This window comes from Thermomonas sp. HDW16, from assembly GCF_011302915.1.
GTDB lineage: Bacteria > Pseudomonadota > Gammaproteobacteria > Xanthomonadales > Xanthomonadaceae > Thermomonas.
The window spans coordinates 190,130-216,485 of record NZ_CP049872.1 but is presented as its reverse complement, the minus strand read 5'-3'; the positions used below and the strand labels follow the sequence as shown (position 1 = coordinate 216,485).

General features: G+C 64.9%; 22 protein-coding genes. 16 read left to right on the top strand and 6 right to left on the bottom strand.

Annotated features, from left to right (window positions below; genetic code table 11):
- Positions 1 to 62: 62 nt before the first annotated feature.
- Together G7079_RS00905 and G7079_RS00900 are read left to right on the top strand one after the other, a co-directional pair.
- Entirely contained in the window at positions 63 to 1,943 is a 1,881-nt protein-coding gene (locus tag G7079_RS00905; RefSeq protein ID WP_166054670.1) for a M61 family metallopeptidase, read from the top strand.
- A gap of 158 nt (positions 1,944 to 2,101) precedes the next feature.
- A complete protein-coding gene (locus G7079_RS00900) occupies positions 2,102 to 2,887 on the top strand; it encodes a murein L,D-transpeptidase catalytic domain family protein (protein ID WP_240906206.1) in 786 nt (261 codons plus the stop codon).
- Between the two features lie 66 nt (positions 2,888 to 2,953).
- Here G7079_RS00900 and G7079_RS00895 read toward each other — a convergent pair whose 3' ends face one another.
- Positions 2,954 to 6,664, bottom strand: coding sequence for an indolepyruvate ferredoxin oxidoreductase family protein (locus tag G7079_RS00895; protein WP_166054668.1), 3,711 nt, complete (start codon positions 6,662 to 6,664; stop codon positions 2,954 to 2,956).
- A 161-nt stretch (positions 6,665 to 6,825) separates the two neighbouring features.
- Here G7079_RS00895 and G7079_RS00890 point away from each other — a divergent pair, with 161 nt between their 5' ends.
- The 10 genes from G7079_RS00890 (at position 6,826) to G7079_RS00845 (ending at position 17,722) form a co-directional block, all read left to right on the top strand.
- Positions 6,826 to 8,022: an EAL domain-containing response regulator gene (locus G7079_RS00890; protein WP_166054666.1), complete on the top strand. Its 1,197-nt coding sequence runs from the start codon at positions 6,826 to 6,828 to the stop codon at positions 8,020 to 8,022.
- Positions 8,023 to 8,030: 8 nt separating this feature from the next.
- The gene (locus G7079_RS00885) at positions 8,031 to 10,949 is read left to right on the top strand and encodes an ATP-binding protein (RefSeq protein WP_166054665.1); all 2,919 of its coding nucleotides are present in this window, start codon (positions 8,031 to 8,033) and stop codon (positions 10,947 to 10,949) included.
- Positions 10,950 to 11,008: 59 nt separating this feature from the next.
- Positions 11,009 to 11,638: a ParA family protein gene (locus G7079_RS00880; RefSeq protein WP_166054663.1), complete on the top strand. Its 630-nt coding sequence runs from the start codon at positions 11,009 to 11,011 to the stop codon at positions 11,636 to 11,638.
- Positions 11,639 to 11,660: 22 nt separating this feature from the next.
- A complete protein-coding gene (locus tag G7079_RS00875) occupies positions 11,661 to 12,134 on the top strand; it encodes a histidine phosphatase family protein (protein WP_166054661.1) in 474 nt (157 codons plus the stop codon).
- A gap of 4 nt (positions 12,135 to 12,138) precedes the next feature.
- Complete coding sequence (locus G7079_RS00870) at positions 12,139 to 14,055, top strand: phospholipase D family protein (protein WP_166054659.1); 1,917 nt, start codon at positions 12,139 to 12,141, stop codon at positions 14,053 to 14,055.
- A 93-nt stretch (positions 14,056 to 14,148) separates the two neighbouring features.
- Positions 14,149 to 14,763, top strand: a complete 615-nt coding sequence (locus G7079_RS00865; RefSeq protein WP_166054657.1) for a YkvA family protein — start codon at positions 14,149 to 14,151, stop codon at positions 14,761 to 14,763.
- Positions 14,764 to 14,839: 76 nt separating this feature from the next.
- Complete coding sequence (locus tag G7079_RS00860) at positions 14,840 to 15,214, top strand: hotdog fold thioesterase (RefSeq protein ID WP_166057783.1); 375 nt, start codon at positions 14,840 to 14,842, stop codon at positions 15,212 to 15,214.
- Between the two features lie 46 nt (positions 15,215 to 15,260).
- Positions 15,261 to 16,037 (top strand): lysophospholipid acyltransferase family protein, encoded by a 777-nt coding sequence (locus G7079_RS00855; protein WP_166054654.1) that lies wholly within the window; start codon positions 15,261 to 15,263, stop codon positions 16,035 to 16,037.
- 7 nt (positions 16,038 to 16,044) lie between these two features.
- The gene (locus G7079_RS00850) at positions 16,045 to 17,034 is read left to right on the top strand and encodes an alpha/beta fold hydrolase (RefSeq protein WP_166054652.1); all 990 of its coding nucleotides are present in this window, start codon (positions 16,045 to 16,047) and stop codon (positions 17,032 to 17,034) included.
- Between the two features lie 88 nt (positions 17,035 to 17,122).
- Positions 17,123 to 17,722 (top strand): YbhB/YbcL family Raf kinase inhibitor-like protein, encoded by a 600-nt coding sequence (locus tag G7079_RS00845; protein ID WP_166054650.1) that lies wholly within the window; start codon positions 17,123 to 17,125, stop codon positions 17,720 to 17,722.
- Positions 17,723 to 17,728: 6 nt separating this feature from the next.
- Here G7079_RS00845 and G7079_RS00840 read toward each other — a convergent pair whose 3' ends face one another.
- Together G7079_RS00840 and G7079_RS00835 are read right to left on the bottom strand one after the other, a co-directional pair.
- The gene (locus G7079_RS00840; protein WP_166054649.1) at positions 17,729 to 18,541 is read right to left on the bottom strand and encodes a DUF4377 domain-containing protein; all 813 of its coding nucleotides are present in this window, start codon (positions 18,539 to 18,541) and stop codon (positions 17,729 to 17,731) included.
- 73 nt (positions 18,542 to 18,614) lie between these two features.
- Entirely contained in the window at positions 18,615 to 19,469 is an 855-nt protein-coding gene (locus G7079_RS00835; protein ID WP_166054646.1) for an undecaprenyl-diphosphate phosphatase, read from the bottom strand.
- Between the two features lie 206 nt (positions 19,470 to 19,675).
- Here G7079_RS00835 and glnA point away from each other — a divergent pair, with 206 nt between their 5' ends.
- The 4 genes from glnA (at position 19,676) to amt (ending at position 23,991) form a co-directional block, all read left to right on the top strand.
- Positions 19,676 to 21,085 carry a type I glutamate--ammonia ligase gene (gene glnA, locus G7079_RS00830; protein ID WP_166054644.1) on the top strand — a complete coding sequence of 470 codons (1,410 nt, stop codon included), beginning with the start codon at positions 19,676 to 19,678 and terminating at the stop codon, positions 21,083 to 21,085.
- A gap of 302 nt (positions 21,086 to 21,387) precedes the next feature.
- On the top strand, positions 21,388 to 22,209 hold the full coding sequence (locus tag G7079_RS00825; RefSeq protein ID WP_166054643.1) for a TorF family putative porin: 822 nt from the start codon (positions 21,388 to 21,390) through the stop codon (positions 22,207 to 22,209).
- A 14-nt stretch (positions 22,210 to 22,223) separates the two neighbouring features.
- Positions 22,224 to 22,562 (top strand): P-II family nitrogen regulator, encoded by a 339-nt coding sequence (locus G7079_RS13325; protein WP_206203226.1) that lies wholly within the window; start codon positions 22,224 to 22,226, stop codon positions 22,560 to 22,562.
- A gap of 58 nt (positions 22,563 to 22,620) precedes the next feature.
- On the top strand, positions 22,621 to 23,991 hold the full coding sequence (gene amt / locus G7079_RS00820) for an ammonium transporter (protein WP_343160888.1): 1,371 nt from the start codon (positions 22,621 to 22,623) through the stop codon (positions 23,989 to 23,991).
- Positions 23,992 to 24,129: 138 nt separating this feature from the next.
- Here the strand turns inward: amt and G7079_RS00815 are convergent, their stop codons facing one another.
- Genes G7079_RS00815 through G7079_RS00805 form a run of 3 tightly spaced genes read right to left on the bottom strand, consistent with a single transcriptional unit; the run spans position 24,130 to position 26,265 of the window.
- Positions 24,130 to 24,813 (bottom strand): type 1 glutamine amidotransferase domain-containing protein, encoded by a 684-nt coding sequence (locus tag G7079_RS00815; protein WP_166054641.1) that lies wholly within the window; start codon positions 24,811 to 24,813, stop codon positions 24,130 to 24,132.
- A gap of 25 nt (positions 24,814 to 24,838) precedes the next feature.
- Positions 24,839 to 25,765, bottom strand: coding sequence for an acetoacetate decarboxylase family protein (locus G7079_RS00810; RefSeq protein ID WP_206203224.1), 927 nt, complete (start codon positions 25,763 to 25,765; stop codon positions 24,839 to 24,841).
- A gap of 56 nt (positions 25,766 to 25,821) precedes the next feature.
- Complete coding sequence (locus G7079_RS00805; protein WP_166054639.1) at positions 25,822 to 26,265, bottom strand: MerR family transcriptional regulator; 444 nt, start codon at positions 26,263 to 26,265, stop codon at positions 25,822 to 25,824.
- Positions 26,266 to 26,356 lie beyond the last annotated feature (91 nt).

Sequence of the window (26,356 nt, the reverse complement as noted above, 5' to 3'; positions counted from 1 at the left end):
GCAGGGGCATGACGCGGCCATCGCCGGCACGATGGGGTATTACCTGTGTACCGGAGTGCCTAATGCGTCGTCGAATCCTTGCCTTGGCCCTGTTGTCCGCGTTGGCCATCACTGCACATGCGCAGGAAGTGCCGGCACCACGGGACATGCCGTATGCGCTGGGCGCGATCGCAGTGGATGTCGATGCCACCAATCTCGGCCAGCGCATCTTCCGGGTGAAGCAGACCATCCCGGTGCAGGCCGGCCCGCTCACCTTGCTGTATCCGCAGTGGCTGCCCGGCAACCACGCGCCGCGCGGGCCGATCGACAAGATCGCCGGCATCACCTTCACCGCGAACGGGCAGAAGCTGGCGTGGAAGCGCAATCCGCTGAACGTGTATGCCTTCCACCTCGATATTCCCGCAGGCGTGACCACGCTGGTCGCGCAGTACGACTACCTCACGCCCACCGATGGCTCGCAGGGCCGGGTGGTGATGACGCCGAGCATGCTCAACCTTCAGTGGAATGCGGTGCTGCTGTATCCCGCGGGCTACACGCAGACCCAGGTGCAGTTTGATCCGCGGGTGAAATATCCGGCCGGCTGGCAGGCTGGCACTGCGCTGGATGTCGAGCGCCGCGAAGGCGATACCGTGGTCTACAAGCGCGTGCCGCTCGAGATCCTGGCCGATTCGCCGGTGTATGCCGGCAAGTACTACAAGCAGATCGACCTGGCGCCCGGCGCGAAGGTGCCGGTGCGATTGAACGTCGTCGCCGACGATGCGAAGTACCTCGAAACCAAGCCCGAGCATGTCGAACAGCATCGCGAACTGGTGCGGCAGGCGGTGAAGTTGTACGGCGCGCAGCACTACGACCATTACGACTTCCTGCTCTCGCTCTCCAACCAGATGGCCGGCAATGGCCTGGAGCACCAGCGCTCCAGCGAGAACGGCCAGGAGCTTGGCTACTTCAGCGACTGGGACAAGAAGAAGGGCAGCGACGACCTGCTCGGCCACGAGTACACCCACTCGTGGAACGGCAAGTACCGCCGTCCGGACGGACAGGGCGTGCCCGACCTCAACACGCCGCTCGACGACAGCCTGATGTGGGTTTACGAAGGCCAGACCCAGTACTGGGGCAATGTGCTGACCGCGCGCTCCGGCCTGCGCCCACTCGATGGTGCGCGTGATGAATTGTCGAACGTCGCTGCGACCTACGCGCAAGGCCGCCCCGGCCAATCATGGCGCAGCATCCAGGACACTACCTACGACCCTGTCATCGCCTCGCGCAAGCCCAAGCCGTACACCAATTACCAGCTGAGCGAGGACTACTACCGCGCCGGACAGATGATCTGGCTGGAAGCGGACGTGCTGATCCGCAATGCGACCAAGAACCGCAAATCGCTGGACGATTTCGCCAAGGCCTTCTTCGGCGTCGATGACGGCAAGTGGCAGACACCGAACATCTATTCATTCGAAGACGTGGTCGCCACGCTCAACGGTGTGTATCCGCATGACTGGACGACCTTCCTGCGCGATCGCCTCGATGGCAAGCACGGCCTCACCGGCGGCATCGAGGCCAGCGGCTGGAAGCTGGTCTACAAGGACAAGCCGAATAGCCAATCGCGCGGCAATGGCGATGGCGACTACGTCTATTCGCTGGGCCTGAGCCTGGGCAAGGACGGCAAGATCGGCACCGTGCTGTGGGACAGCCCGGCGTTCGCCGCCGGCATCGGCACCGGCATGACGGTGGCTGCGGTCAACGACATGGAATATTCCGACGCGGTGCTGCGCGACGCGGTGAAGGCGGCGAAGACCGACAAGGCGCCGATCCGTTTGCTGCTCAAGGAGTTCAACCGCTACCGCACGGTCAGCATCGACTATCACGATGGCCTGCGCTATCCGGTGCTGGAACGCATCGAAGGCCGGACGGATTACCTGACGCCGATCCTCTCTGCACGAAAGTGAACAACGTGCGTGCACGATGAAGCAATGATCGCGTTCGCAGTTTCGCGTTAAGGAATTGTTGATGTTCAGCTTCGGTCGACGCATTCAGCGACATCCGCGCGCGATGTCGCTAAGGTCGCCCGATGCGCCATTTTCACCTCGCCTTCACGATGCTCGCCGTGAGCCTGCTCGCCGGCTGTGCCGGTCCGCAACGCAAGCCCGATACGGCGGCACAGCCGACGCTCGTGCTGCCTGAAACGACCGCCGCCATTCCCGGACTTGACCAGCAGCGCTTGATGGTCGAGCAGCTGGCGCGGCTCGCGCCGGATGCCGATCCCGGTGTGCTTGCGTTGGCGGTACAGGCACGCGTTTGCGCGCTGCGCCATGGCGATGCCGCGGCGGATGCGCGGCTTGCGGTGATCGATTACTCGAAGCCTTCGTCGCAGAAGCGGCTATGGGTATTCGATGTGGTGCACGACAAGTTGCTGTTCCGCGAACACGTCAGCCATGGCCAGGGCAGCGGTGAAACCATCGCCACCCGGTTCTCCAATGTCGAAGGGAGCTTCGCCACCAGCCTGGGCCTGTATCGCACCGCCGAAACCTATATCGGCGGTAATGGCTATTCGCTGCGCATGGATGGCCTCGACCCTGGCTTCAACGACAACGCCCGCCAGCGCGCCATCGTCATGCACGGCGCGTGGTACGCGAACCCCGATTTGATCCGTACACAAGGACGGCTCGGCCGCAGCCAGGGTTGCCCGGCGCTGCGCGAGGGCATCGCCCGCGTGGTCATCGACATCATGAAACAACAGCAACTGCTGTTCGCCTATGCGAACGATGCCGCCTGGCTGCAACGCGGCCACAGCTTCGCCTGCGATGGCCGCGATGCACGCAGCATCCTCGCCGCCGCGCGTGGCGATGCACTGCGTGGCGGCGGTGCAATGGCCGCGATCGCCGCGCCGTAACCGGGTCGCAAGGCAGCAAAGAAAAAGCCCGCGAATGCGGGCTTTTTCATATGCAGGTCGGTTGGCTTATGCCGCCTGCACCACCCGCAACGGGTTGTCCCATTCCTTCAGCAGATCGGCTTCGCGCGCCTTGGCCTTGTGCAGGTGCGCTTCCTTGACGTGGCCGTAGCCGCGGATGTGCTCGGGGATGCTGGCGATGTCGGCGGCCAGGTCGACGTTGCCGCCATCCAGCTTGTTGAGCAGCAATGCAATGGTCTTCTCGTATTCGCCGATCAATGCGCGCTCACCGCGACGCTCGGCGGTGTAGCCGAACACGTCCAGCGGGGTGCCGCGCAGGCCGCGCAGTTTCGCCAGCATGCCGAACGCGCCCAGCATCCAGCTGCCGTATTCCTTCTTCTGCAGCTGGCCTTGCGCGTTCTTCTTGGCGAACAGTGGTGGGGCGAGGTGGAACTTCAACTTGTAGTCGCCTTCGAACTGCTGCGCCAACCGGCGCTTGAAGTCGCCGCTGGTGTACAGGCGCGCCACTTCGTATTCGTCCTTGTAGGCCATCAGCTTGAAGAAGTAGCGGGCCACGGCTTCGGACAGGTCGGTGCTGCCCGGTGCCTTCGCGGTTTCCGCGGCGCGCACCTTCGCCACGAAATCGGAATAGCGCTTGGCGTACTTCGCGTTCTGGTACTCGGTGAGGAAGGCGATACGACGCGCGATGACCTCGTCCAGCGAGCGCGACAGCCGCGCATCGTCCAGCGGCAGGAAGGCGACTTCACCACCGTTCGATGCCGGCACGTGGCGCAGCTCGTCCTCGCTGCGCAGGTCGGCTGCAAACGGGGTCAGGCCGGATTCGCCGGCATCGTTCGCGGTGGCACCGAGCAGCGGCAGCACGCGCGACGCCGATTCCGCGGCGGTCGGCGCATTGCGCACGATGCCGGCGGCTTCGATCACCGCAGGCAGATCGACGACGGCCAAGCGGCCCCAGGCGAACGCGGTCTTGTTCATTTCCACCGCAGCGCCGTTGAGTTCGATCGCGCGCATCAGCGCCTCGAACGAAATCGGCACCAGACCTTGCTGCCAGGCGTAGCCGAGCATGAATAGATTGGCGGCGATGGCATCGCCCATCAGTGCAGTCGCAATGTGTGTGGCATCGATCTGCAACGGCGCTTCGCCGTTGAGTGCGGTGCTGACGGCCTTGACGATATCGGCAGCGGGGAACTGCATGTCCGGGCGGGTGGTGAAGGTGCCCGGCATCGCCTCGTAGGTGTTCATCACCACGGTGCTGCGCTCGGGGCGGATCTTCGACAGCACCCAGTAATCGTTGACCACCACCATGTCGCAGCCCAGCACCAGGTCGGCTTCACCGGCGGCGATGCGCACTGCGTGGATGTCCGCCGGTGATTTGGCAATGCGGATATGCGTGGTCACCGCGCCGCCCTTCTGGGCGAGGCCGGTTTGATCCAGCACGCTGGAGCCCTTGCCTTCCAGGTGCCCGGCCATGCCGAGCAACGCACCAATGGTCACCACGCCGGTACCGCCGACGCCGGTGATCAGGATGTTCCACGGCTGCGAGAGATCGCTGCGGAACTGTGGTGCCGGAATCGACGCCAGCTTGTCGGCGGCATTCACTTTCTTGCCCTTGCGCGGCTTGCCGCCATGCACGGTGACGAAGCTGGGGCAGAAGCCTTCGACGCAGCTGTAGTCCTTGTTGCAATTGCTCTGGTCGATCTCGCGCTTGCGACCGAACTCGGTGTCCTTCGGCAGCACGCTGACGCAGAAGCTCTTCTGCCCGCAATCGCCGCAGCCTTCGCAGACCAGCGAATTCACCACCACGCGCTTCTGCGGATCGACGATCTTGCCGCGCTTGCGGCGGCGGCGCTTTTCCGTCGCGCAGGTCTGGTCGTAGATCAGGATCGAAGTGCCCTTTACCTCGCGCAGCGTCTTCTGCACGGCGTCGAGTTCGCGACGGTCGTGGAAGCTGACGCCGCTCGGGAAGATCGACGGATCGGTCCACTTGTCGATATCGTCGCTGACCAAGGCAATCGTCTGCACGCCTTCGCTGCGCATCTGGTGGGCGATCTGCGGCACGGTCAGGGTGCCGTCGACCGGCTGGCCGCCAGTCATCGCCACCGCATCGTTGTAAAGGATCTTGTAGGTGATGTTGACGCCGGCGGCGATCGACTGGCGGATCGCGAGCGAGCCGCTGTGGAAATAGGTGCCGTCGCCGAGGTTCTGGAAGATGTGAGGCGTTTCGGTGAACGCCGCCTGCCCCGCCCACGTCACGCCTTCGCCACCCATGTGGGTGAAGGTGTCGGTGCTGCGGTCCATCCAGGTCACCATGTAATGGCAACCGATGCCGCCCTGCGCGCGCGAGCCTTCCGGCACCTTGGTGCTGGTGTTGTGCGGGCAGCCGCTGCAGTAGTGCGGCACGCGCGGGAAGTTGGCGCGCGGCAGCGCCAGCTCGCCTTCCTTGCTTTCCATCCAGCGCAGGACTTCGCGGATGTGCTCGCTGTCGTGGAAACGCTGGATGCGCTTGGCGATGACGCCGGCGATGCGCGCAGGCGTCAGTTCGCCGGTAGAAGGCAGGATCCACTCGCCGGCTTCGTCGTACTTGCCGACGATGCTCGGGCGCTGGCCATCGAAATTGTAGAACAGTTCCTTGATCTGCGATTCGATGAAGGAATGCTTTTCCTCGACGACGAGGATGTCTTCCAGGCCCTTGGCGAAGGCGCGGATGCCCTGCGGCTCCAGCGGCCAGGTCATGCCGACCTTGTACACGCGGATGCCGAGGTCGCGGCAAGCGGCATCATCGAGGCCGAGGTATTCCAGCGCCTGCAGCACGTCGAGGTAGGACTTGCCGGTGGTGACGATGCCGAGCCGTGCGTTGGGGGAATCGATCACGATGCGGTCGATGCCGTTGACCCGCGCGAACGCCTGCGCAGCCTTCACCGCATAGCGATGCAGGCGCATTTCCTGGTCCAGCGGCGGATCCGGCCAGCGGATGTTGAGGCCGCCCTGCGGCATCTCGAAGTCGGCATCGCCCGGCAGCACGATCTGCATGGCGAACGGATCGACATCGACCGAGCCAGATGACTCGACGGTTTCCGCGATGGTCTTGAAGCCGACCCAGCGACCGGTAAAGCGCGACATCGCGAAACCGAGCAGGCCCATGTCGAGGATGTCCTGCACGCCGGCGGGATTCAGCACCGGCATCATCGCGCTGACGAATTCGTGCTCGGAACCGTGCGGCAGGGTGGAGCTGCGGCAGTTGTGGTCGTCCGCCGCCAGCGCCAGCACACCGCCGTTGCGCGAGGTGCCAGCAGCATTCGCGTGCTTGAACACGTCGCCGCAGCGGTCCACGCCCGGACCCTTGCCGTACCACATGCCGAACACGCCATCGACCGTCGCGCCCGGGAACAGGCCGGGCTGCTGGGTGCCCCAGACCATGGTCGCGCCCAGGTCCTCGTTGAGGCCGGGCTGGAACTTCACCTTCGCCGATTCCAGATGCTTCTTGGCCCGCCACAGCTCCAGGTCGAAGCCGCCCAGCGGCGAACCGCGATAGCCGCTGACGAAGCCGGCGGTGTTCAGCCCGGCGCGTTCGTCGCGCAGCTTCTGCATCAGCGGCAGCCGCACCAGCGCCTGCACGCCGGACAGATAGATGCGGCCTTGGGTGCGGCGGTACTTGTCCTCCAGGGTGTAGTCGGGATCGACCACGCCGGCTTGTATGCCGGAATGCGTCAGGGAGGTATTCGCCGAGGAGGGCGAGGAGAGTTCGGCGGTGCTGGTCATGGCGGCGGCTGGATCCGGCAGCGGCGCGGGGGCGCCTGAGTAAAGACTCGACATTTTAGCAGTGGGCCAGCCACTGACCGGGAGTTGCCGGCCAGAAGCCTCCCCATGGATCAGCAAGCTGGGGTAGGCTTGCCGTTCGCCGACGCGCTGGGGAGCGCCGCATGGCCTGGAACGAACTGCAGGTGATGGTGGTGGAGGATCACGGCTTCCAGCGCCGGATCGCGTTGCGCCTGCTCGCCGAGCTGGGGGTGCAGAGGGTGCTGGAAGGGGCCGATGGCCTGCATGCACTGGATGTCTTGCGGCAACAAACCACGCCGCCCGACGTGGTGCTGGTGGATCTGGACATGCCCGGCATGGACGGCATTGAATGCATCGGCCATATCGCGCAGGAACGGCTGGCGCGTGCGGTGGTCGTGGTCAGTGCACTGGATCCGGCGCTGCTCAACACCGTGCAGACCATGGCCCGTGCCTATGGGCTGCGCGTACTGGGTAGCGTGGAGAAGCCGCTGACCCGCGACAAGCTGGAAGCCACGCTCAACCGCCTGGATCAGCATGCCGGCGAGGAACCGGACGATGCCGTGGTGGAATTCGGCGTGGAGGCGTTGACCGAGGCGCTGCAGAACGGCGGGATCACCGCCTGGTTCCAGCCGCAGGTGGAGTTCGCCAACGGCAAGGTGATCGGGGTCGAGGCGCTGGCGCGCTGGGAGCGCGCGGACGGCAGCGTAGTGCGGCCGCACCACTTCGTGCCGATGATGGAACGCGAGGGCCTGGCCAATGCGCTGACCGATCGCATGCTGGACGAAGCCTGCAAATGGAAGCAGCGCTGGGATCGCGGCGGGCATCGGCTGAAACTGTCGGTGAATGTCTCCGCCATGTCATTGGCCGATTCCTCGGCGGCCGATCGTTACCAGGCCATCGTGGAAAGTCATGACATCGAGCCGGAAGAAGTAATCCTGGAAATCACCGAAAGCTCGGTGATGTCCGATGCCGCCCGCGGATTGGGCCTGCTGGCGCGACTGCGCCTGAAAGGCTTCGGCCTGTCGATCGACGATTTCGGCACCGGCTATTCCTCGCTGGCGCAGCTCTCGCAGATCCCGTTCACCGAGCTCAAGATCGACCAGGGCTTCGTGTTCGGCGCGCATGCGCAGCCGCGCAAGCGCGCGGTGGTCGAAGCCAGCCTGGATTTGGCGCGCAAACTGGGCCTGACCACGGTGGCCGAAGGCGTCGAGAGCATCGAGGATTGGCAGATGCTGGCTGAACTTGGTTGCGACATCGCCCAGGGCTACCTGATCGGGCGGCCGGTGCCGGGCAGCGAGCTGCAGGCGGTGGTGAACCGCTGGCGGCGGCCGGTGCACTGATCCGGGCGATGCGTTTCGACCTGTCGAAGTTCGGCATCCGCCACCAGCTCTGGGGCCTGTTCGGCTTGTTCCTGCTGACCGGTGCGTTGGTGCTGGCGCTGGACGAATTGGGCCAGTACCGCGCAGAACGCTCGATGGTGGCGATGCGCGACGACGTCTTGGCCGGCATGGCGCGCATCCGCCGCCTGTCCGATGCCTACAGCCAGGACGTGGTCAACACCACCTTCCGCGCCCGCAACTATCTGGTGAGCTGGGACGACGCCGTCGTCGCGGTGGATCATGCCCAGGCGACGATCGACACCGAGTGGGCCGCGTTGCAGTCCAGCGAATTCGCTGGCGACGACCGTGCACTGCTCATCCAGGCGCTGCAAGACAGAACGCGCGCGGACCGTGCCGTGCGCAGCTTGCGCCAGATGCTGGAGGCGAAGGATATCCGTGCGCTTGGTCGCTTCGCTGATCGAGAACTGTATCCGGCAATCGATCCGCTGGCAGAGCGCCTGCAGGTCGTCGCGCGGCGTGGGCAGATCCGTGCCGATGCCCTGGTGCAGGCGGAAATCACCCGCGGCACCTGGGTCAGCCGCACGCGCATTGCGCTGTCCTTGTTGTGCTTCGTGCTGGTGGTGCTGTTCGGGCGACGCATCCTGCGCAACGGCTACAAGGGCGTCGAGAGCCTGCACGAGTTGTCCCAGAAGATGGTGCAGCACGACTACACGGCGAAACCGCACTACCGGCCGACCGGTGAGCTGGGTGAGGTAATGGACAGCTTCCTGCGCATGCGCGGCCATGTGCAGCGGATCGAGACCCAGCTCACCGATCAGTTGATCAGCAACGACCGCGTACGCATCGCGCTGGAACGACGCGAGCATTTCCAGCGATTGCTGCTGGAGGCCGCGCAAACCGCGATCTTCGCGGTGGACGAGGACGGTACCTTCTCCCAGATCAATCCATTCGCCGAGCAGATGCTTGGCTGGCCGGCCGGTTCGCTGCTGGGGCGGGAAAAGCTGGATGCGATCCTCGATCCCGACGCGGTGCTCGCCCTGTCGCGGCACCTCAGTGAGGCCTATGGCCAGCCCGTGCTGGCCGATTGGACGGCCTTGCGAGCGCTGGCGCAGCACCGCGAGCCGCCGCGCGAATTCGTGCTTCGCCACCAGCGCGGTCGTACCTTGCCGGTGTTGCTGGCATTGTCGGCGATGCGCGACGACACCGGCGCGATGGTCGGCCTGCTGGCGGTGGCCACCGACCTCACCGCAATCAAGCGACTGGAGCGCGCGTTGCGCGACAGTGAGGCGCGCGCGCGCGATGCCAACCATGCCAAGAGTTCGTTCCTGGCGGCGATGAGCCACGAGATCCGCACACCGATGATCGGCGTGACCGGCATGATCGAAGTGCTCTCGCACACACAGCTCGACACCGAGCAGCGGCGCTCGCTCAACGTGATCCAGGCTTCGGCGGAAACCTTGTTGCGGATCATTGGCGACATCCTCGATTTCTCGAAGATCGAGGCGGGCCGGATGGAAATCGAGCCGGTGCCGACCTCGCTGCCCGACCTGCTGCGCAGCGTGGTGGCGAACTACGCGGGCTCGGCGTCGAGCAAGGGTCTGACCCTGACTTGCGAAATCGATCCACGTATCGCGCCAGCGTACTACGCCGATCCGGTACGGGTACGCCAGGTCATCGGCAACTTCATTTCCAACTCGATCAAATTCACCGAGCACGGCAGCGTGACCACGGCGGTGGAGTTGCGCCGACACGATCCGGCCGATGGCGCGCTGGGCAGCGATGCGCTGGTGATGCGGGTGACCGATACCGGGATCGGGGTCAGCGAACAGGCGCAGGCACGCCTGTTCCAGCCGTTCTCGCAGGCCGAGGTCGACACCACCCGCCGTTTCGGCGGTACCGGGCTGGGGCTGGCGATCAGCCGCCGCATCGCCGAGCTGATGGGTGGCGATGTGGAAATGGAATCAGTGCCGGGGATCGGCACCACGATGCGCCTGCTGGTGAAGTTGCACCGCGCACCAGAAGAAGAATTGCCGGAAATGGCCGCACCGGGGCGAGCCGTGTCCGGTTTCAATCCGCGCCATTTGCCGACACTTGAAGAGGCGGAAAGGGAGCGCAGCCTGGTGCTGTTGGTTGATGACCACGCCACCAACCGACAGGTCATCCAGCGACAGCTTGCGCTTGCCGGTTATGTCTCGGAAACCGCGGATGACGGAATCGAAGGCCTGGAGCGCTGGCGAAGTGGGCGCTACGCGCTGCTGCTGAGCGACGTGCACATGCCACGCATGGATGGCTACCAGCTGGCGCAAGCGATCCGCGACGAAGAAACGCGGCGTGGCCTGCCGCGTACGCCGATCGTGGCGCTGACTGCCTCTGCGTTGAAAGGCGAGGCCGAACGCTGCTTTGCGGCCGGCATGGACGATTACATGGCCAAGCCGGTCGGTATCGCGACCCTTGGTGCCTGCCTGCAGCGTTGGCTGCCGCAGACGGGGTCGATCACGCCGATGCCAGTGGCGCAGGGCGCATCGATCCAGGCGGCGAACAACCAGCGGGTCGTCGCTGCGGAAGCCGGGCTGCCGCAATTGGTGCACCCGCCGGCGTTGGATGGCCGAGTGCTGTTCGATTTGACCGGTGGTGACGCGGCAGACATCCGCGCGCTGTTGCACGACTTCCTCACCAGCACCAACGAAGACCTGGATCTGCTGGAGGCCTTGCGCAGTGCTGGCGACTTGCAGGGCATGACTCGACAGTCGCACAAGATCAAGGGTGCGGCCCGGCTGGTCGGTGCGTTGGAACTGGCGGATGCCGCCGCCGCACTGGAATCCGCCGGCCGCAGTGGCGACTGGGCCAGCGTGCTGCCGTTGGCGGTGGATGTGACGACGGCCGTCGAGCGCCTGCGGCTGGACGTGGCGGAGCGCTATCCGGCCTGAGTCATGCACGCATCGACGCCCACGTGTACGCTTCGGTCATCCTGCAACGGAGCGCGGCGATGAAGACTTGGTTGGTGGCCTGTTCCAAGGGCGGCGTGGGCAAGACCACGATCGCCACCCATCTTGCGGCGGAATCGGCGGTCTCCGGGCTGCGCACGGTGCTTGTCGATGCCGATCCGCAAGGTTCGGCCACGCGCTGGTGCGAACGCCGTGCCGGCATGGCCAGCGCGGTGCTGCCGCTGGACGGTACGCGCAAGAACTGGCGCAAGTCGCTGCCGGAAGACACGCAGCGGATGATCATCGACGCGCCGGCGGGCGCGATGGAACGCGACCTGGAGGAGTTCCTCGATATCGCCGACGCCGTAGTGGTGCCGATCCAGCCGTCCGCACTGGACATCGAGGCGGCCGTTCGCTTCGTCGAGTCCCTCGGCAAGCACCCGCGGGTACGCAAAGGGAAACTGCGCGTCGGCCTGGTCGCCAACCGCCTGAAACCGCATACCAATGCCAGCCAGCAAGCGCTGGACATCCTGCGCAGTTGGCCGTTCCCGCTGGTCGCGCAGCTGCGCGACAGCCAGGCCTACGTGGTGTTGACCGGCCTCGGCAAGAGCCTGTTCGACTATCACTCGGCGCAGGTGCGCGAGCACCAGGCGGACTGGGTGCCGTTGCTGCATTGGCTGAAAAAAGATTGATCCACCACCGAAAGGAGTTCCGATGCGCGAACTGATCCTGCTGCGCCATGCCCATGCCGAGCCCGCCACTGCCGGGCAGGATGACCACGTCCGTGGCCTTTCGGCGACCGGTCGAGCGGAAGCGCAGGCCGCAGGCGACTGGTTGCGCGAGCATGGGCTGCGGCCCGACCGCGTGCTGTGCTCGGATGCCGCCCGCACCCGCGACACCTTGGCCGCGCTGGGCGATATCGGTGCAGGCGAGGTGTACGAAGATGCGTCGATCTACGACGCCAGCCCGGGTACCTTGGCCTCGCTGGCCGACGCCAACCGCGATGCCGAGCGCCTGCTGCTGGTTGGCCACAACCCCGGGTTGGAGCAATTGGCCGCACTGATGCACAGCGGCCAGACCGGCGACTACCGCGGCATGCCGCCGGGCGGTATCGCGGTGCTGCGGCTGCCGGTAGACGTGAACATCGAACCCGGCATCGCCACCCTGACCCAATTCTGGTGGCCCTGAGCCGATGAAGTTCGTGCGCGGCCGCGTGCTGCTGGCGCTGGCTGCGCTGCTGCTGGGCGGCTGCGCCAGCATCAGTCCGCAACAGCGCGAAGCGGCGGCCGGCGTCGCGATCACCGCACGCAGCACGCAAATCGATTGCAACCAAGCCAACGCCTGCGCCTTGGCCTCGCCGCTACACGAGATGGGCGAGCGCGCCTTCGCCGAATCCACGCCGACATCTCCTAAGCACTACGCGCGGATCGTCGATGGCGGCCCGGATGCGCTGCTGGCGCGCATCCACATGATCCGTGCTGCGCGCCGCAACATCGACCTGCAGACTTATATCTTCGACGAGGACGACTCCGCGCACTTGGTGCTGGACGAGTTGCAGGCCGCGGCGTTCCGCGGAGTGAAGGTGCGGGTGCTGCTCGACCAGCTGTCGGCACTGGAGAAGGTGTCGACACTGGCCGCATTCGCCGCAGTGCATGCGAATTTCGAGTTGCGGGTCTACAACCCCGTGCTGGATCGCGCGCGGCTCTCCACCCCGATGTACACCGTGGCCGCAGCGTGTTGCTGGGACAAGCTCAACCGGCGCATGCACAACAAGCTGCTGCTGGTGGACGGCATGCTGGGCATCACCGGCGGGCGCAACTACCAGGACGATTATTACGACTGGGACGCGGCCTACAACTTCCGCGACCGCGACTTGCTGATCGCAGGCCCGGTGGCGCGCGACATGGGCGCGAACTTCGATGCGTTCTGGCGGTCGCCGCTGAGTGTTCCAGCGGAACGGCTGGGCGACGTGGCCCGTTTCCTGCTGGCGCAGGGTGCGCCGCCGTTGCCGCACGAGCCCTATCGCAAGCCGGAACGGGTACAGGCATTGCTGGCGCAAGTCGTGGATGGGCCGCTGATCCGCAACCGTTTCGTGGAGCCGGCGCTGTCGGTACAGGGCGTCCACTTCATCGGCGATCTGCCGGACAAGCACGTGGAGGCCGCCGATGGGACTGCGAAAGCCGGCAGCGTGCTGCAGCAGCTGATCGCATCGGCGCGGCACGAGGTGCTGCTGCAGACCCCGTATCTGGTGCTGTCGAAACCGGCGCAACACGTGTTCCGCAGCCTGCACAAGCAGCCGGAGCCGCCACGGGTACTGATCTCGACCAACAGCCTGGCCTCCACCGACGCCTTCATCGCCTACGCGATCTCGCGTAAGTACAAGCGCCGCTACATGCGCGATTTCGGCTTCGAGATCCACGAATTCAAGCCATTCCCCGCCAACGTGCCGTTCGATCCGGGCCCGCTCGGTGCCGACCTGCAAGCGCCTGTGGACGAGGTGCTGGCCGCACCGCGCCGGCAGACCATGCGCGAACGCCGGCTCAGCCAACGTCGCTTGAGCGAAGCGCCCGGCAGTGAGGCCAGCCGCAACTCGCCGTTTTCCTCGGGCGGCATGCCGGTGCGCCTGCAGCGTGCCGGCATGCGCATGGGCCTGCACGCCAAGTCGATGGTGGTGGACGAACGGGTGGGCGTGGTCGGCACCCACAACTTCGATCCGCGCGGCGATACGCTCAACACCGAAAGTGCGGTGGTGATCGCCGATCCCGCGTTCGCGCGGCAACTGGCGGCGAGCATCCGTGGCGACATGGCACCGGACAACGCCTGGACGATCGGCCGACGCGATTCTTCGCCGATCCTGCCCGGCGTCGAATTCACCCTGGCGCGTGTCTCCGAGCGCATGCCGATCTTCGACCTGTGGCCGATCAAGTACGCGACCAGCTACCAGTTCGTCCCCGGCCCGGACTGTCCGCGCCCGCTGTCGCCGTTCGATGCCGATTTCCGCCGCTGCTACCAACCGGTCGGCGAATTCCCGGAGGTCGACCTGGGCCTGAAATGGCTAGGCGTGCGCTTATTCACCGCCTTCGGCGCGGGATTGTCGCCGATCCTCTAGCGTGGCCGTTTTGGTTCATGGCTTGCGTCGGATTGACGCGCCGCGGCGCGCAGCCTAGTCTGCCCGTCTCAATTCGCGTGCCAGGACGCCGCCATGTCGATCACCCTGAACTTCGAGCTCAACGACCGCGATCTCGCCCATTTCACCGCAGCGATGGATCGCTCCAAGAAGGCATCCGAGGACAAGACGGCGGACGAGATCATCTCCGCGTCGGTGGCGTTGCTCGACGACGCGCAGAAGGTGCACATCCCGGATTTCATCAAGGATCGACTGCTGCGCCTGGACGACATGATCGCGATGGTGCGCGACGAGGCATGGGCGTTGCCCGAGGCAGACAAGCAGCGAGTGCTGGGTGCGCTGACGTACTTCTGCGACCCGAATGACGTGATCCCGGATCATGTCGAGGTGTTGGGCTTCCTCGACGACGCAGTGATGATCGAGCTGTCGGTGCGCGAACTGAAGCACGAGCTGGATGCCTACGACGACTTCTGCGACTACCGCGCGCACGAAGCCAAGCGCCGCGGCATCGATCCGGCCACGCTGGGCCGTACCGATTGGCTGGACGGCCGCCGCGAGGAGTTGATCGACCGCATGCACCAGCGTCGCGAGCGCGATTTCGGTAGCGGCTACGGTGGCAGCAGCGGCTACGCACACACCAAGGGCTCCTACGTCCGCGGCTGGCGCCCGGGCGTGTTCAAGTTCGGCTGAGGCCTTGGCCAGCGAATTCGCCTGGCCGACGGAGGCCACGATCGAGGCGCTGAACGCGCGTTCGGCCGACACCTTGATGCAGTCGCTGGGGATCGTGTTCACGGAGCTCGGTGACGGCTACCTGCGCGCCACCATGCCGGTCGACGCGCGCACCCATCAACCCTACGGCCTGTTGCATGGCGGCGCTTCGGTCGCACTGGCGGAAACCCTGGGCAGCAGCGCCGGCATGTTGATGGCCGGCGGCAATGCAGTGGTCGGGCTGGAGATCAATGCCAACCACCTGCGTGCGGTACGGAGCGGCGTGGTCACCGGTACCGCGCGGCCGATCCATATTGGTCGCAGCACGCAGGTCTGGGAGATCCTGATCGAGGACGAGGCCGGCAAATCGGTTTGCATCAGCCGCATCACCCTCTCGGTTTTGCCGCAGCCGCCCGCCTCGGGCCGGCCCTGATCGCGGCTAGGCTGACCGCTCTAGCGTGCAACGCTAAGGTTCGGCCATGAGCGCGACGCCACCCGCCGTCGAATCCCTGCTGCGCATCCTGCGCACGCTCCTGCGCCTGCCCTTGCTGGCCTGCCACGTCCTGGTGGGCCTGCCGATTATCCTGGTGCTGATCGCCATCGACACCATCGGCGAGAAGAAAGTCGGTCATGCGGCGATCCGTTGGTGGGCCGGCGGCCTGTTGTGGGTATTCGGCATGCGCGTGCGCCAGGTCGGCACACCGCTGCCTGGCGGCACCATGTTCGTCGCCAACCATCTCAGCTGGGTCGACATCATCACCCTGCACTCGCAGCACATGATGGGCTTCATCGCCAAGGCAGAGATCCGCGATTGGCCGCTGATCGGCTGGTTGGCGAAGGCCGGCGAAAGCATTTTCCTGCAGCGCGGCAATGCACATTCGCTGACCGACGTGATGATCGAAATGGCCGCGCGCTTGCGCGATGGCCATGCGGTGGCAGCCTTCCCCGAGGGGGGTACCCGCGACGGACGCGAACTCGGTGCATTCCACGCACGTATCTTCACCGCTGCGGTCGAGGCCGATGCACCAGTGCAGCCGGTGGCGCTATGTTTCGGCGCGCATTGCGAGGCGCAAACCATTGTCGCCTTCGCTCCCGGCGAAAGCTTCATGGGCAACTTCGTGCGTCTGTTGGGCGAACCAGCGCGGCCGGTGACCGTGTATTTCCTGGAACCGATCCTGCACGCGGAGCACGAAGGCCGCCGCCGCATCGCGACCTTGGCGCGCGCTCGCATCGAGCAGGCAATGGCCGCCGCGTGAGCGCGAGATGAGCCAGCTGCGCAGCGAGTTCATGCCGCCGCGCTGGCTGCGCAGCCCGCACCTGCAGTCGGTGTTGTCCTCCAGCCCGCTGCGTGCGATTCGCGCGCGCCGGCGCCTGCATGGACTGGGCGCGACGCACGAAGCGGTGGTGCTCGAGGTCGGCCGCGGCGTGCGCCTGCAGGGCGTGCATAGCCTCAGGCCCGACATCGAACCGAAAGGATTGGTCGTATTGCTGCACGGCTGGGAAGGCAGCGTCGATTCCAATTACATGCGGCTGACCGCCGCGCGCCTGCTGGATGCCGGTTTCGCCGTATTCCGGCTGAATTTCCGCGACCACGGCGACAGCCACCATCTCAACGAAGGCATCTTCCATTCCAACCGGATCGACGAGATCGTCGATGCGGTACGCGCGATCGCCACGCGCTGGCCGGACCAGCCGTTGTTCGCAGCCGGCTATTCGCTGGGCGGCAACTTCGCCCTGCGCCTGGCGTTGCGCGCGCGCAGCCACGGCCTGCCACTGCAGCGCGTGGTCGCGGTCTGCCCGTTGCTGGACCCGGCGCGGACGATGGACGCGATGGAAAACGGATTGCCGCTGTACATGCGCTATTTCGAGCGCAAGTGGCGGCGTTCGCTGGCGCGCAAGCGGGCGCTGTTTCCCGGCACGCACTCCTTTGCCGACGACGTGCTGCACCTGCGCATGCGCGCGTTGACCGAATGGATGGTGCTGCGACATACCGATTTCGCCACCCTCGATCAGTATTTCGAAGGCTATTCCGTCGCCGGCGAACGCCTGCGCGACCTGCCGATCCCGGTCGATATCCTGATGGCCGCCGATGATCCGGTGATCCCGCTGCGCGAGTTCGAAGAGGTTGCAGGATTTCCCAACGTGCAGGTCGAGCTGGCCGCGCACGGCGGCCACTGCGGCTTCATCGAGAACGCAAAACTGGATGGGTATGCGGAGCGTTGGGTGACCACGCGATTGAGCTCAGTGGTCTAGGTCATTGCAATCGCGTCGGGGCTTTTCGACACGTTCACCGACTTCCGCGCAAAATCAACTGCGGTCCAGTTCTCTTTTGAGGTTTCCGATGCGCATCCACAGCGACAGCTTCGAAAACGGCAAGCCGATCCCGTCCGAGTTCGCGCTGGGCGCGCCCGGCGGCTTCGGCGGCAATCGCAATCCGCAGCTGGCCTGGAGCGATGCGCCAGCCGGCACGAAATCGTTCGCCCTGCTGTGCATCGACACCGATGCGCCGACCGATGGCGCATTGGTTGCCAATGCCGACGTGCCGATCCCGGTCGATCATCCGCGCGGCGATTTCGTGCACTGGGTGGTGGTGAACATGCCCGTCGACATGACGGAGATTGCGGCCGGCAGTTGCAGCAGCGGCGTGACCAAGGGCGGCAAGGGTCCGTGCCAGGGCGAGGGCGCACGCCAGGGCCTCAACGACTACACCGGCTGGTTCGCCGGCAATGCGGAGATGGGTGGTCAGTACTTCGGCTACGACGGCCCGTATCCGCCGCCGCACGACCTGCGCACGCATCGCTATTTCTTTCGCGTGTTCGCGCTGGATGTCGCCAGCCTCGAATTGCCGAAGGCATTCACGGCCGGCGACGTGCTCCGGGCCATGCAGGGCCATGTGCTGGCCGAGGCCAGCACCTACGGCACCTACAGCATCAGCGGCTGAGGCGGGTCACTTCGCCGAAGCTTCGGACTCCACCACCATGTCCAGCACCCAGGCCGTATTCGACGCGTCCATCGGCGGGTTCTTGATGGCGTAGCGGTTCACTCGCAGTACGTTGCGAACGCCGGGTTCGTGGGTATAACCCTCGATCGCATCGTAGAAGTGCTGGAAAGGCCCCGGCGTACCGGCCTTCAGCCCCTTGGCGTCGTAGTGGATCTCGCGTACCTGCAGGCACTGCATGTCCGGGATCAGCGGGTGGTGGCAGCGTTGGGTTTGTGCCGCGACTTCCAGGAACACGCGCTCGCCCGGGCCGCCAAAGCGGGTGTCGGCGGTGGGTTCGGCGCGGAAGGACAGCGTGTCGCCCGCGCGGTTGCTGATGCGCAGCTGCGGCGGCTCGCTTTCGGCCAGCAGCAAGGCCAGCGAGCCTTCGAGCCGTCGGGATGCTTCCGCGTCCAGCGCCATCAGCTTCGGGTTGGCGCAAGCCATTTGGGTCGACATCAGGCTGCCGATCTCGATGCCCTCCGCGGTCACGCTGAAGCTGCCGCCGATGTGGTTGCAGCTGTTGCCGATGCCGATGCGCCCGTTGGTGAAATCCAGTTGCAGCGGCTTGTCTTCGCGCGCGAACAACGCATCGATGCGCTTGCCCTTCGCGTCGGTCGCGCCCTGCAGGTACCAGTGGTAACGCGCCAACTGGGCCGCCAGGCCGGACGCAGTAGGAGCGGGCGTGGCCGTGGCTGCCGCGGGGATGGGTTTGTTGGTTTCCGCATTCGGGCAACCGGCCAGCAAGGCGGCGGCGAGCAACGGCAGCAACAGGCGGTTCATGGCGGTTTCCTCAAGGAGAGTGCGATGCAAACGCACGGCGGGTGCAAACGGGGTCGAGGAAACCGCCGTCGGCTTATCCGCCGACCGGCAGCCACCACAGCAAGGCGATGCCGAGCAGGACGCGATAGACCGCGAACGCGGTGAAGCGATGGCTCTGGATGTAGCGCAGCAGCCATTTCACCGCGACGAAGGCGGTCACCGCAGAGGCGACGAACGCGACGCTCAGTGCCGTCCAGTCCTCGTTGCCGATGCCGCCATCCTTGAGCATCGACAGCAATTCGTAGCCAGTGGCCGCGAACATGGTGGGGATGCCGACCACGAAGGCGAATTCGGTTGCCGCGGCGCGGCTGGTGGTGCCGGCGAGCAGGGCGACGAAGATGGTCGCGGCCGAGCGCGAGGTACCCGGGAATACGCCGGCAACGACTTGGGCGATGCCGACCAGGATCGCCGTCGTCCACGAGATGGCGCTGCGTTCGCCTTCACGCGCGGCGCGCTTGGCCGCCAGTTGCTCGGCGATCACCATCCAGAACGCGCCGATGATCAGCGCCCAGGCGATCGGCCGCACCGTGTCCGGCAATTCCCAGCCCAGCTTCTTCACCAGCAGTCCGCCGACCGCGGTCACCCCGAAGGCGACCAGCAACTTGAAGGCGTAATCGCGCGATTGCGCCGGGCTGGCGGTCACGCCCAGCGGATCGTAGGGCGCGGGCGCGTCATGGCCGAAGAAGGCGGTCAGCATGCCCCACAGCCGCTTCCAGTAGATCAGCACCACGGCCAGGATCGCGCCGGCCTGGATGGCGATGTTGAACAGGTCGCTGCGATGGCCCAGCCAGCGTTCGGCGATCAGCAGGTGCCCGGTGCTGGAAATCGGCAGGAATTCGGTGATGCCTTCGATGATGCCAAGCAGCAGCGCGGCGAGCAGGTCGTTCATGCGGAACCGGGGTCTGGGCGACGGCGCAGGATAGCGCAAAGCGAAACGCCCAATTTGGTGCTAACAATCAATGTAAACGCACCAATATAGGGATTTATGTTTCCGAGTGAACATAAAACATTAGCAATATCAATAAGTTGAAAGTTGGCACGCGGCTTGCGATAAACACAGCCATCGGTTCACCCCTTTCCTTCCGGAGTTTCCCCATGTCGTTCGAAAATGTCGAAAAGCTGATCCGTGACCACAAGGTCGAATTCGTCGACCTGCGTTTCACCGACATGCGTGGCGTGCAGCACCACGTGACCTTCCCCAAGTCGATCGTCGACGCCAGCCTGTTCGAGGACGGCAAGATGTTCGACGGCAGCTCGATCAGCGGCTGGAAGGGCATCAACGAATCCGACATGGTGCTGCTGCCGGATGCGTCGACCGCGGTGATCGACCCGTTCACCGCCGATCCCACCCTGATCCTGACCTGCGACATCCTGGACCCGGCGACCATGCAGGCCTACTCGCGCGATCCGCGCGGCATCGCCAAGCGCGCCGAGGCCTACCTGAAGGCGGCCGGCATCGCCGACACCGCGTTCTTCGGCCCGGAACCGGAATTCTTCATCTTCGATTCCGTGCGCTTCGCCAATGAAATGGGCCACACCTTCTTCCACGTCGATTCGGAAGAAGCGCACTGGAACTCCGGCCGCGAATACGAAGGCGGCAACACCGGCTACCGGCCGATGGTGAAGGGCGGCTACTTCCCGGTCGCGCCGCTGGATTCGCTGCACGACATCCGCGCCGAGATGTGCAAGACGCTGGAACAGGTCGGCATCGAGGTCGAAGTGCACCACCACGAAGTGGCGAACGCCGGCCAGTGCGAGATCGGCACCAAGTTCAACACCCTGGTGCAGAAGGCCGACGAACTGCTGACGATGAAGTACATCATCAAGAACGTCGCCCATCGCAACGGCAAGACCGCGACCTTCATGCCGAAGCCGATCGTCGGCGACAACGGCAGCGGCATGCACGTGCACATGTCGCTGGCCAAGGGCGGCGTCAACCTATTCTCCGGCGATGGCTACGGCGGCCTGTCGCAGATGGCGCTGTGGTACATCGGCGGCATCTTCAAGCATGCGCGCGCGATCAACGCGTTCACCAACTCCGGCACCAACAGCTACAAGCGCCTGGTGCCGGGCTTCGAGGCGCCGGTGATGCTGGCCTACTCGGCGCGCAACCGTTCGGCGTCCTGCCGCATTCCGTACGTGGCCAACCCGAAGGCGCGCCGCATCGAAATGCGCTTCCCCGACCCGATCCAGTCGGGCTACCTGACCTTCGCCGCGCTGATGATGGCCGGCCTTGACGGCATCAAGAACCAGATCGACCCGGGCGCGCCCAGCGACAAGGATCTGTACGACCTGCCGCCGGAAGAAGAGAAGGGCATTCCCACCGTCTGCCACTCGCTCGACCAGGCGCTGGAAGCCCTCGACAAGGATCGCGACTTCCTCAAGGCCGGCGGCGTGTTCACCGACGACTTCATCGATGGCTACATCGCGCTGAAGATGAAGGAAGTCACCGCGTTCCGCGCGGCCACGCACCCGCTGGAATACCAGATGTACTACACCGTCTGATGCGCGTTGCCGCCCGTGCGGCGGCATGCGATGCATCAGGGCGAAGCGAGCTGATCCTCGCTTCGCTCCCTCCCCGGCGAGGGTCGGACAGGCCGGGAGCGCGTGCCGACGGGTGCGCGCCTCCCGGGCCTTTTGGCTGGAGGGGGAGCTGGAGTGGGCCATGCGCAGCGGCGCTGCGCGACACTATCGAAAGGAGGAGCCACGCGGTCGACGATCGCAGCAGGTAGGGCACGAAGCGTTCCTGCATTGCACGAGCACGCAACACTGACCGGGGAGGGCACCGCTTATGAGGAGCCTGCGTCATGTCGTCTCACACTGTGGCAACACCGTTCCATGCATCGACCACGACGCGCACGCACGCTCGCAACACCACGCGGCGCGCCCGCATCGCCATCGCGGTACTCGCCTTGCTCGGCTTCGCCGACGCGCAGGCCGGTACCAGCGGCAACGTCTCGCTGACCAGCGACTACGTGTTCCGCGGTCTCTCGCAGACCAACCAGAAACCCGCCCTGCAAGGGGGCGTGGAATACGCGTCCGATGGCGGCTTCTACATCGGCACCTGGGGCAGCAATGCCAGTTGGTTGTCGGATCTGTCGACCAGTACCGCGCCGATCTCCAGCAGCCTTGAACTCGATGTCTACGGCGGCTATCGCGGCCAGTTCAGCGAAGCCGTGAGCTATGACGTCGGCGCGGCCTACTACTGGTATCCCGGCGACTTCCCGTCCGGCTTCAATAGCGCCGACACACTGGAGCTGTATGCCGGCGTCACCGTTGACGCCAGCGACAAGATCAGCCTTGGCGCGAAGTATTCCTATGCGCCCACCGACCTGTTTGGCTACGTCGACTCCAACGGCAGCGGTTACCTCGACCTGAGCGCCAGCTTCGCCGTGGCCGATGGCTGGAGCATCGGCGCGCATGCCGGCAAGCAGTGGATCGAGGGCAATGGCAACAGCGCCTTCGAATACACCGACTGGAAGTTGGGCGTGACCCGGGAATTCGACAACGGCTTCTCGGTTGGCCTTGCCTATACCGGCACCGATGCCGATGACGCGCTGTACACCAATCCGCTGGGCAACAAGATCGCCGACGACACCGTCGCCCTGACCATCACCAAGTCGTTCTGAGGGAGAGCATCACGATGAAACTGATCACCGCGATCATCCGTCCGTTCAAGCTCGACGAAGTGCGCGAGGCGCTCACCGAAGTCGGCGTGTCCGGCATCACCGTTACCGAGGTCAAGGGCTTCGGCCGCCAGAAGGGCCATACCGAGCTGTACCGCGGCGCCGAATACGTCGTCGATTTCCTGCCCAAGCTGAAGATCGAATGCGCAGTGGCTGATGAAGATTTCGATGCCGCGCTCGACGCCATCAGCAAATCCGCTGCAACCGGAAAAGTGGGCGACGGCAAGATCTTCGTCATCGCCCTCGACCACGTCATCCGCATCCGCACCGGCGAACTCGGCGCCGATGCGCTCTAACCACGGGGAGATCCACATGAAAAATTCTTTCGTGAAATCCCGCGTGCGACTCGCGGCGATGTTGTTCCTGCTGTTCACCTGCGGCAGCGTGTTCGCACAGGATTCCGCAGCGGCACCGACCATCAGCAAGCCGGACACGGTATGGGTGCTGATGTCGGCCGCACTGGTGATCTTCATGACCCTGCCCGGCCTCGCGCTGTTCTACGGCGGCCTGGTGCGCAGCAAGAACGTGTTGTCGATCCTGATCCAGAACCTGGCGGTGTTCTCGCTGGTGGCGGTGCTGTGGGCGCTGTATGGCTACAGCCTGGCCTTCACCGAGGGCAATGCCTTCATCGGCGGCACCGACCGCGTGCTCGCGGCCGGCCTCAACGCCTCGTCGATCGGCGCCACCTTCACCAAGGGCGTGTACATCCCGGAGCTGGCGTTCTTCGTGTTCCAGGGTGCGTTCGCCTGCATCACCTGTGCGCTGATTGTCGGTGCGTTCGCGGAGCGGGTGAAGTTCGCCGGGGTGATGTTGTTCACCGTGCTGTGGTTCACCTTCGCCTACCTGCCGATGGCGCACATGGTCTGGTTCTTCCCCGGCCCGGATGCGTTCACCAGCGCGGAAGCCGTCGATGGCGTGCTGGCAAAGTCGGGCTACCTGTGGGCCAAGGGCGCGCTGGATTTCGCTGGCGGCACGGTGGTGCACATCAATGCGGCGGTGGCCGGTTTGGTCGGTGCGTTCGTGATCGGCAAGCGGATCGGCTTCGGCCGCGAGGCGATCAAGCCGCACAACCTCACGCAGACGATGGTGGGCGCGTCGATCCTGTGGTTCGGCTGGTTCGGCTTCAACGCCGGTTCCGCGCTGGAAGTCGGCGGCGTGGCCGCCATCGCCTTCGTCAACACCTTCCTGGCCACGGCTGCGGCGGTGGTGGCGTGGCTGACAGTGGAGTGGATTGGCAAGGGCAAGCCTTCGTTGCTTGGTGCAGCTTCGGGCGCAGTGGCGGGTTTAGTCGCGATCACGCCAGCAGCCGGCTTGGTTGGCCTCAACGGCGCGCTGGTCATGGGTGCAATCGCCGGCGTGCTCTGCCTGTGGGGCGTGAGCGGCCTGAAGCGCCTGCTCGGCGCCGACGACAGCCTGGACGTGTTCGGCGTGCACGGCGTTGGCGGCATCACCGGTGCGTTGCTCACGGGTGTATTCGCCGCGCCCTCGCTGGGCGGTGCTGGCCTGTGGGACTACGTCACCGAAACCGCACTGCCGGACTACAGCATCGCCGCGCAGGTGTGGATCCAGGCGCAGGGCGTGCTGATCACCGTGGTGCTGTCCAGCGTGGTCGCGCTGCTCGCGTTCCTGATCGTGAAGTACACGGTCGGCCTGCGGGTCAGCGAAGAGGCCGAACGTGAAGGCCTGGACATCAGCTCGCACGGCGAAGCTGCGTACGAGTCCTGATCGAGCTTGGGGAAGGCGACGACAGGGAGGTCGTCGCCGGTTTCTTCAAGGAAGCCGCACGGTTCGCCGTGCGGCTTTTTGATTGGGAATGCGTTGCGAAGATATGGAGCGTGATCTTCGGCTTACGACCCAGAGCGGTCACAGCAGATCGGCCACCTGTCTTGCCGTTACCTTCGCCGATGCCGGATTCTGGCCGGTTACCAGTCGGCCATCGACGACCGCATTTGGGACGAAAGGCAGGAATGCCTTCTCGTACCGTGCGTCGCGTTTTTTCATCTCTTCCTCGGCGTTATATGGCATGTACTTCGCCACGCCCGCAAGCACCTCCTCACGCCAGGAAAAGCCGGTAACCCTGCGCCCGGCGACCAATAGCGAGCCATCGGACAACGTCGTGTTCAGCAGGCCGCAGTATCCATGGCACACCGCAGAAACGATCCCGCCGCGTTCGTAGATGTCCCGAGTGATGCGTTGAAGTCCGGCGCTGTCCGGGAAATCCCACATCACGGCGTGCCCACCGGTGAAATAGATCACGTCGAAGTCCGCCGGATCGATTTCATCGGGACGCGCGGTATCGGAGAGCAACGCCATCCGATTCGGGTCGTTGAGCCATGCCTTGGCGGAAGCATCCAGCAAAGGCCACTTGAGGGCGCGGGGTTCGAGCGGCGATACGCCGCCCTGCGGGCTCACGATGCGCTGCTCATACCCCTTCTCCTCGAAGAGGTCGTAGGCATGAGTCAGTTCCGACAGCCATAGACCCGTTGGGTGGGACGGGTCATCGTAGTGGGCGACGTTGCTGACGACATGGAGGATGCGTCGGGTCATGTGCGTTGGTTCCTCTTTATGGGCATCAGGCGCGATCGAGTGCTTTCAGTGGGCGCGGCATGTTCAATACCAGTTGCGCGTCCTTTACTACGTCCATGCGCACCAGGGTGGATGCGCCCAAGCCGTCCAGCAATTGGCTCATCGGACCGCCATGGCGCGATAGGATCACGTCCTTCGGCAGCATCTGCTGGGCGAACGCCAGCGTATTCGATTGCACGGTGGTCTGGTGCCATGTGCCGTCGATCAGGTGGACCATTGTGGTTGCGCCTAAACGCGATTGCGGCGCCACCGTGCACACTTCGGGCAGCGTCGCCTCCAGCGACAGGTCCGGTGCACCGCCGCGAGAGCGGATCTGCGCTCGCACCTTCGACCCGATCTCCAGTTCGATGTCGGCCAGCCACTTGGGCAACTGGTATCCATGCACGCCGCGCACGCATGCGATCTCGGTATCCACGGGCAGTGCGAGCACATGCGCGACATAGGCGCGCCGCCGCAGTGTCCGCGTAAGTTCTAAGGCGTGGGAACCGCGGGTCCCGGGCCGCCTGATGACCACGGCGATGGAGACCTCGTTGTAGGGGTCGTTGTCGCACACGCGGTAGGAGAAGAACGTCAGCGCCACCAGCCCGTGGCAGGGTAATGGCCGCAGTGGTTCCAAGGGCATGGGCAGGGCTGCGCGCAAGCATGCAAGCGGCGCCAGGAACAGCAACTGGACGCTGCTGGTTCGGTAGTAGAAGTTGGGTGACCAGGCAGGGCCAACGCGAGTCGCCACCAACGACTTCGGGATGCGGCGGAAGAAGTCGATATTGCCTGCGGCCGGGTCTCGGGCCACCTCATCCAGGTCCGGATTCATGCGGAACCGGTCGTAATACCCACCCGACGGCACGAGCACCTTGTGCCCACCGAACTCGACTTCTGTAAATCCCTGTTCCACCGTCGGCGCCTCGTCGATCACCCGACTCGCACGCTAGGGTTCAACCACAGTTGAAGGTCAAGTCCGTGGACGCTGTCTCAGGCATCGCGAGCCGGTTTGCGGCGCGAGGCCACCACGCCCTTGCCACGCAGCCGGTTCAGCACCCGCATCCGATTGTCCGCGCACTCGATGCCGTCCGGTCGGTTCTCGATACTGTCGATGGCGACCAGCAACTGCGCCTTGTTCTGTTTCAGGCGCTTCTGCAATACCTCGATCTCGGCGACCTTGGCCTTGAGCGCCACCAGCAACTCCTCGTGGTTCCAGCTGCCATCGCCAAGGGGAAGCAGATGACGGATCTGCTCCAGTGAGAAACCTGCGCGTTGGGCGCTGTCGATGATCTCCAGCATCGAGGCCGTCTCGGGAGCGTAATCGCGATAACCGTTGGCCTGGCGCGCCACCGCAAGGAGCAGGCCGGCGCTCTCGTAGAAGCGGATGCGGGACGCTGTCAGGCCCGTGAGTTTCGACAATTCACCAATTTTCATACCGCACATCGGAAGCACGTTGACATTGAAGTTAACTTTAAGCTTACGGTGGCGGACCGGTCAAGCAGGATGGCCATGAAGCCTCACCCGC

Excerpts from the sequence above, each read along its gene's own strand:
- G7079_RS00870 (WP_166054659.1), top strand. The coding sequence starts at position 12,139 with ATGAAGTTCGTGCGCGGCCGCGTGCTGCTGGCGCTGGCTGCGCTGCTG.
- G7079_RS13325 (WP_206203226.1), top strand. The coding sequence starts at position 22,224 with ATGAAACTGATCACCGCGATCATCCGTCCGTTCAAGCTCGACGAAGTG.
- G7079_RS00850 (WP_166054652.1), top strand. The coding sequence starts at position 16,045 with ATGAGCCAGCTGCGCAGCGAGTTCATGCCGCCGCGCTGGCTGCGCAGC.
- G7079_RS00905 (WP_166054670.1), top strand. The coding sequence starts at position 63 with ATGCGTCGTCGAATCCTTGCCTTGGCCCTGTTGTCCGCGTTGGCCATC.
- G7079_RS00840 (WP_166054649.1), bottom strand. The coding sequence starts at position 18,541 with ATGAACCGCCTGTTGCTGCCGTTGCTCGCCGCCGCCTTGCTGGCCGGT.
- G7079_RS00855 (WP_166054654.1), top strand. The coding sequence starts at position 15,261 with ATGAGCGCGACGCCACCCGCCGTCGAATCCCTGCTGCGCATCCTGCGC.
- G7079_RS00895 (WP_166054668.1), bottom strand. The coding sequence starts at position 6,664 with ATGACCAGCACCGCCGAACTCTCCTCGCCCTCCTCGGCGAATACCTCC.
- G7079_RS00880 (WP_166054663.1), top strand. The coding sequence starts at position 11,009 with ATGAAGACTTGGTTGGTGGCCTGTTCCAAGGGCGGCGTGGGCAAGACC.
- G7079_RS00825 (WP_166054643.1), top strand. The coding sequence starts at position 21,388 with ATGTCGTCTCACACTGTGGCAACACCGTTCCATGCATCGACCACGACG.
- G7079_RS00845 (WP_166054650.1), top strand. The coding sequence starts at position 17,123 with ATGCGCATCCACAGCGACAGCTTCGAAAACGGCAAGCCGATCCCGTCC.
- G7079_RS00805 (WP_166054639.1), bottom strand. The coding sequence starts at position 26,265 with ATGAAAATTGGTGAATTGTCGAAACTCACGGGCCTGACAGCGTCCCGC.
- amt (WP_343160888.1), top strand. The coding sequence starts at position 22,621 with ATGTTGTTCCTGCTGTTCACCTGCGGCAGCGTGTTCGCACAGGATTCC.
- G7079_RS00860 (WP_166057783.1), top strand. The coding sequence starts at position 14,840 with ATGCAGTCGCTGGGGATCGTGTTCACGGAGCTCGGTGACGGCTACCTG.
- G7079_RS00865 (WP_166054657.1), top strand. The coding sequence starts at position 14,149 with ATGTCGATCACCCTGAACTTCGAGCTCAACGACCGCGATCTCGCCCAT.
- G7079_RS00890 (WP_166054666.1), top strand. The coding sequence starts at position 6,826 with ATGGCCTGGAACGAACTGCAGGTGATGGTGGTGGAGGATCACGGCTTC.
- G7079_RS00885 (WP_166054665.1), top strand. The coding sequence starts at position 8,031 with ATGCGTTTCGACCTGTCGAAGTTCGGCATCCGCCACCAGCTCTGGGGC.
- G7079_RS00875 (WP_166054661.1), top strand. The coding sequence starts at position 11,661 with ATGCGCGAACTGATCCTGCTGCGCCATGCCCATGCCGAGCCCGCCACT.
- G7079_RS00815 (WP_166054641.1), bottom strand. The coding sequence starts at position 24,813 with ATGACCCGACGCATCCTCCATGTCGTCAGCAACGTCGCCCACTACGAT.
- G7079_RS00835 (WP_166054646.1), bottom strand. The coding sequence starts at position 19,469 with ATGAACGACCTGCTCGCCGCGCTGCTGCTTGGCATCATCGAAGGCATC.
- glnA (WP_166054644.1), top strand. The coding sequence starts at position 19,676 with ATGTCGTTCGAAAATGTCGAAAAGCTGATCCGTGACCACAAGGTCGAA.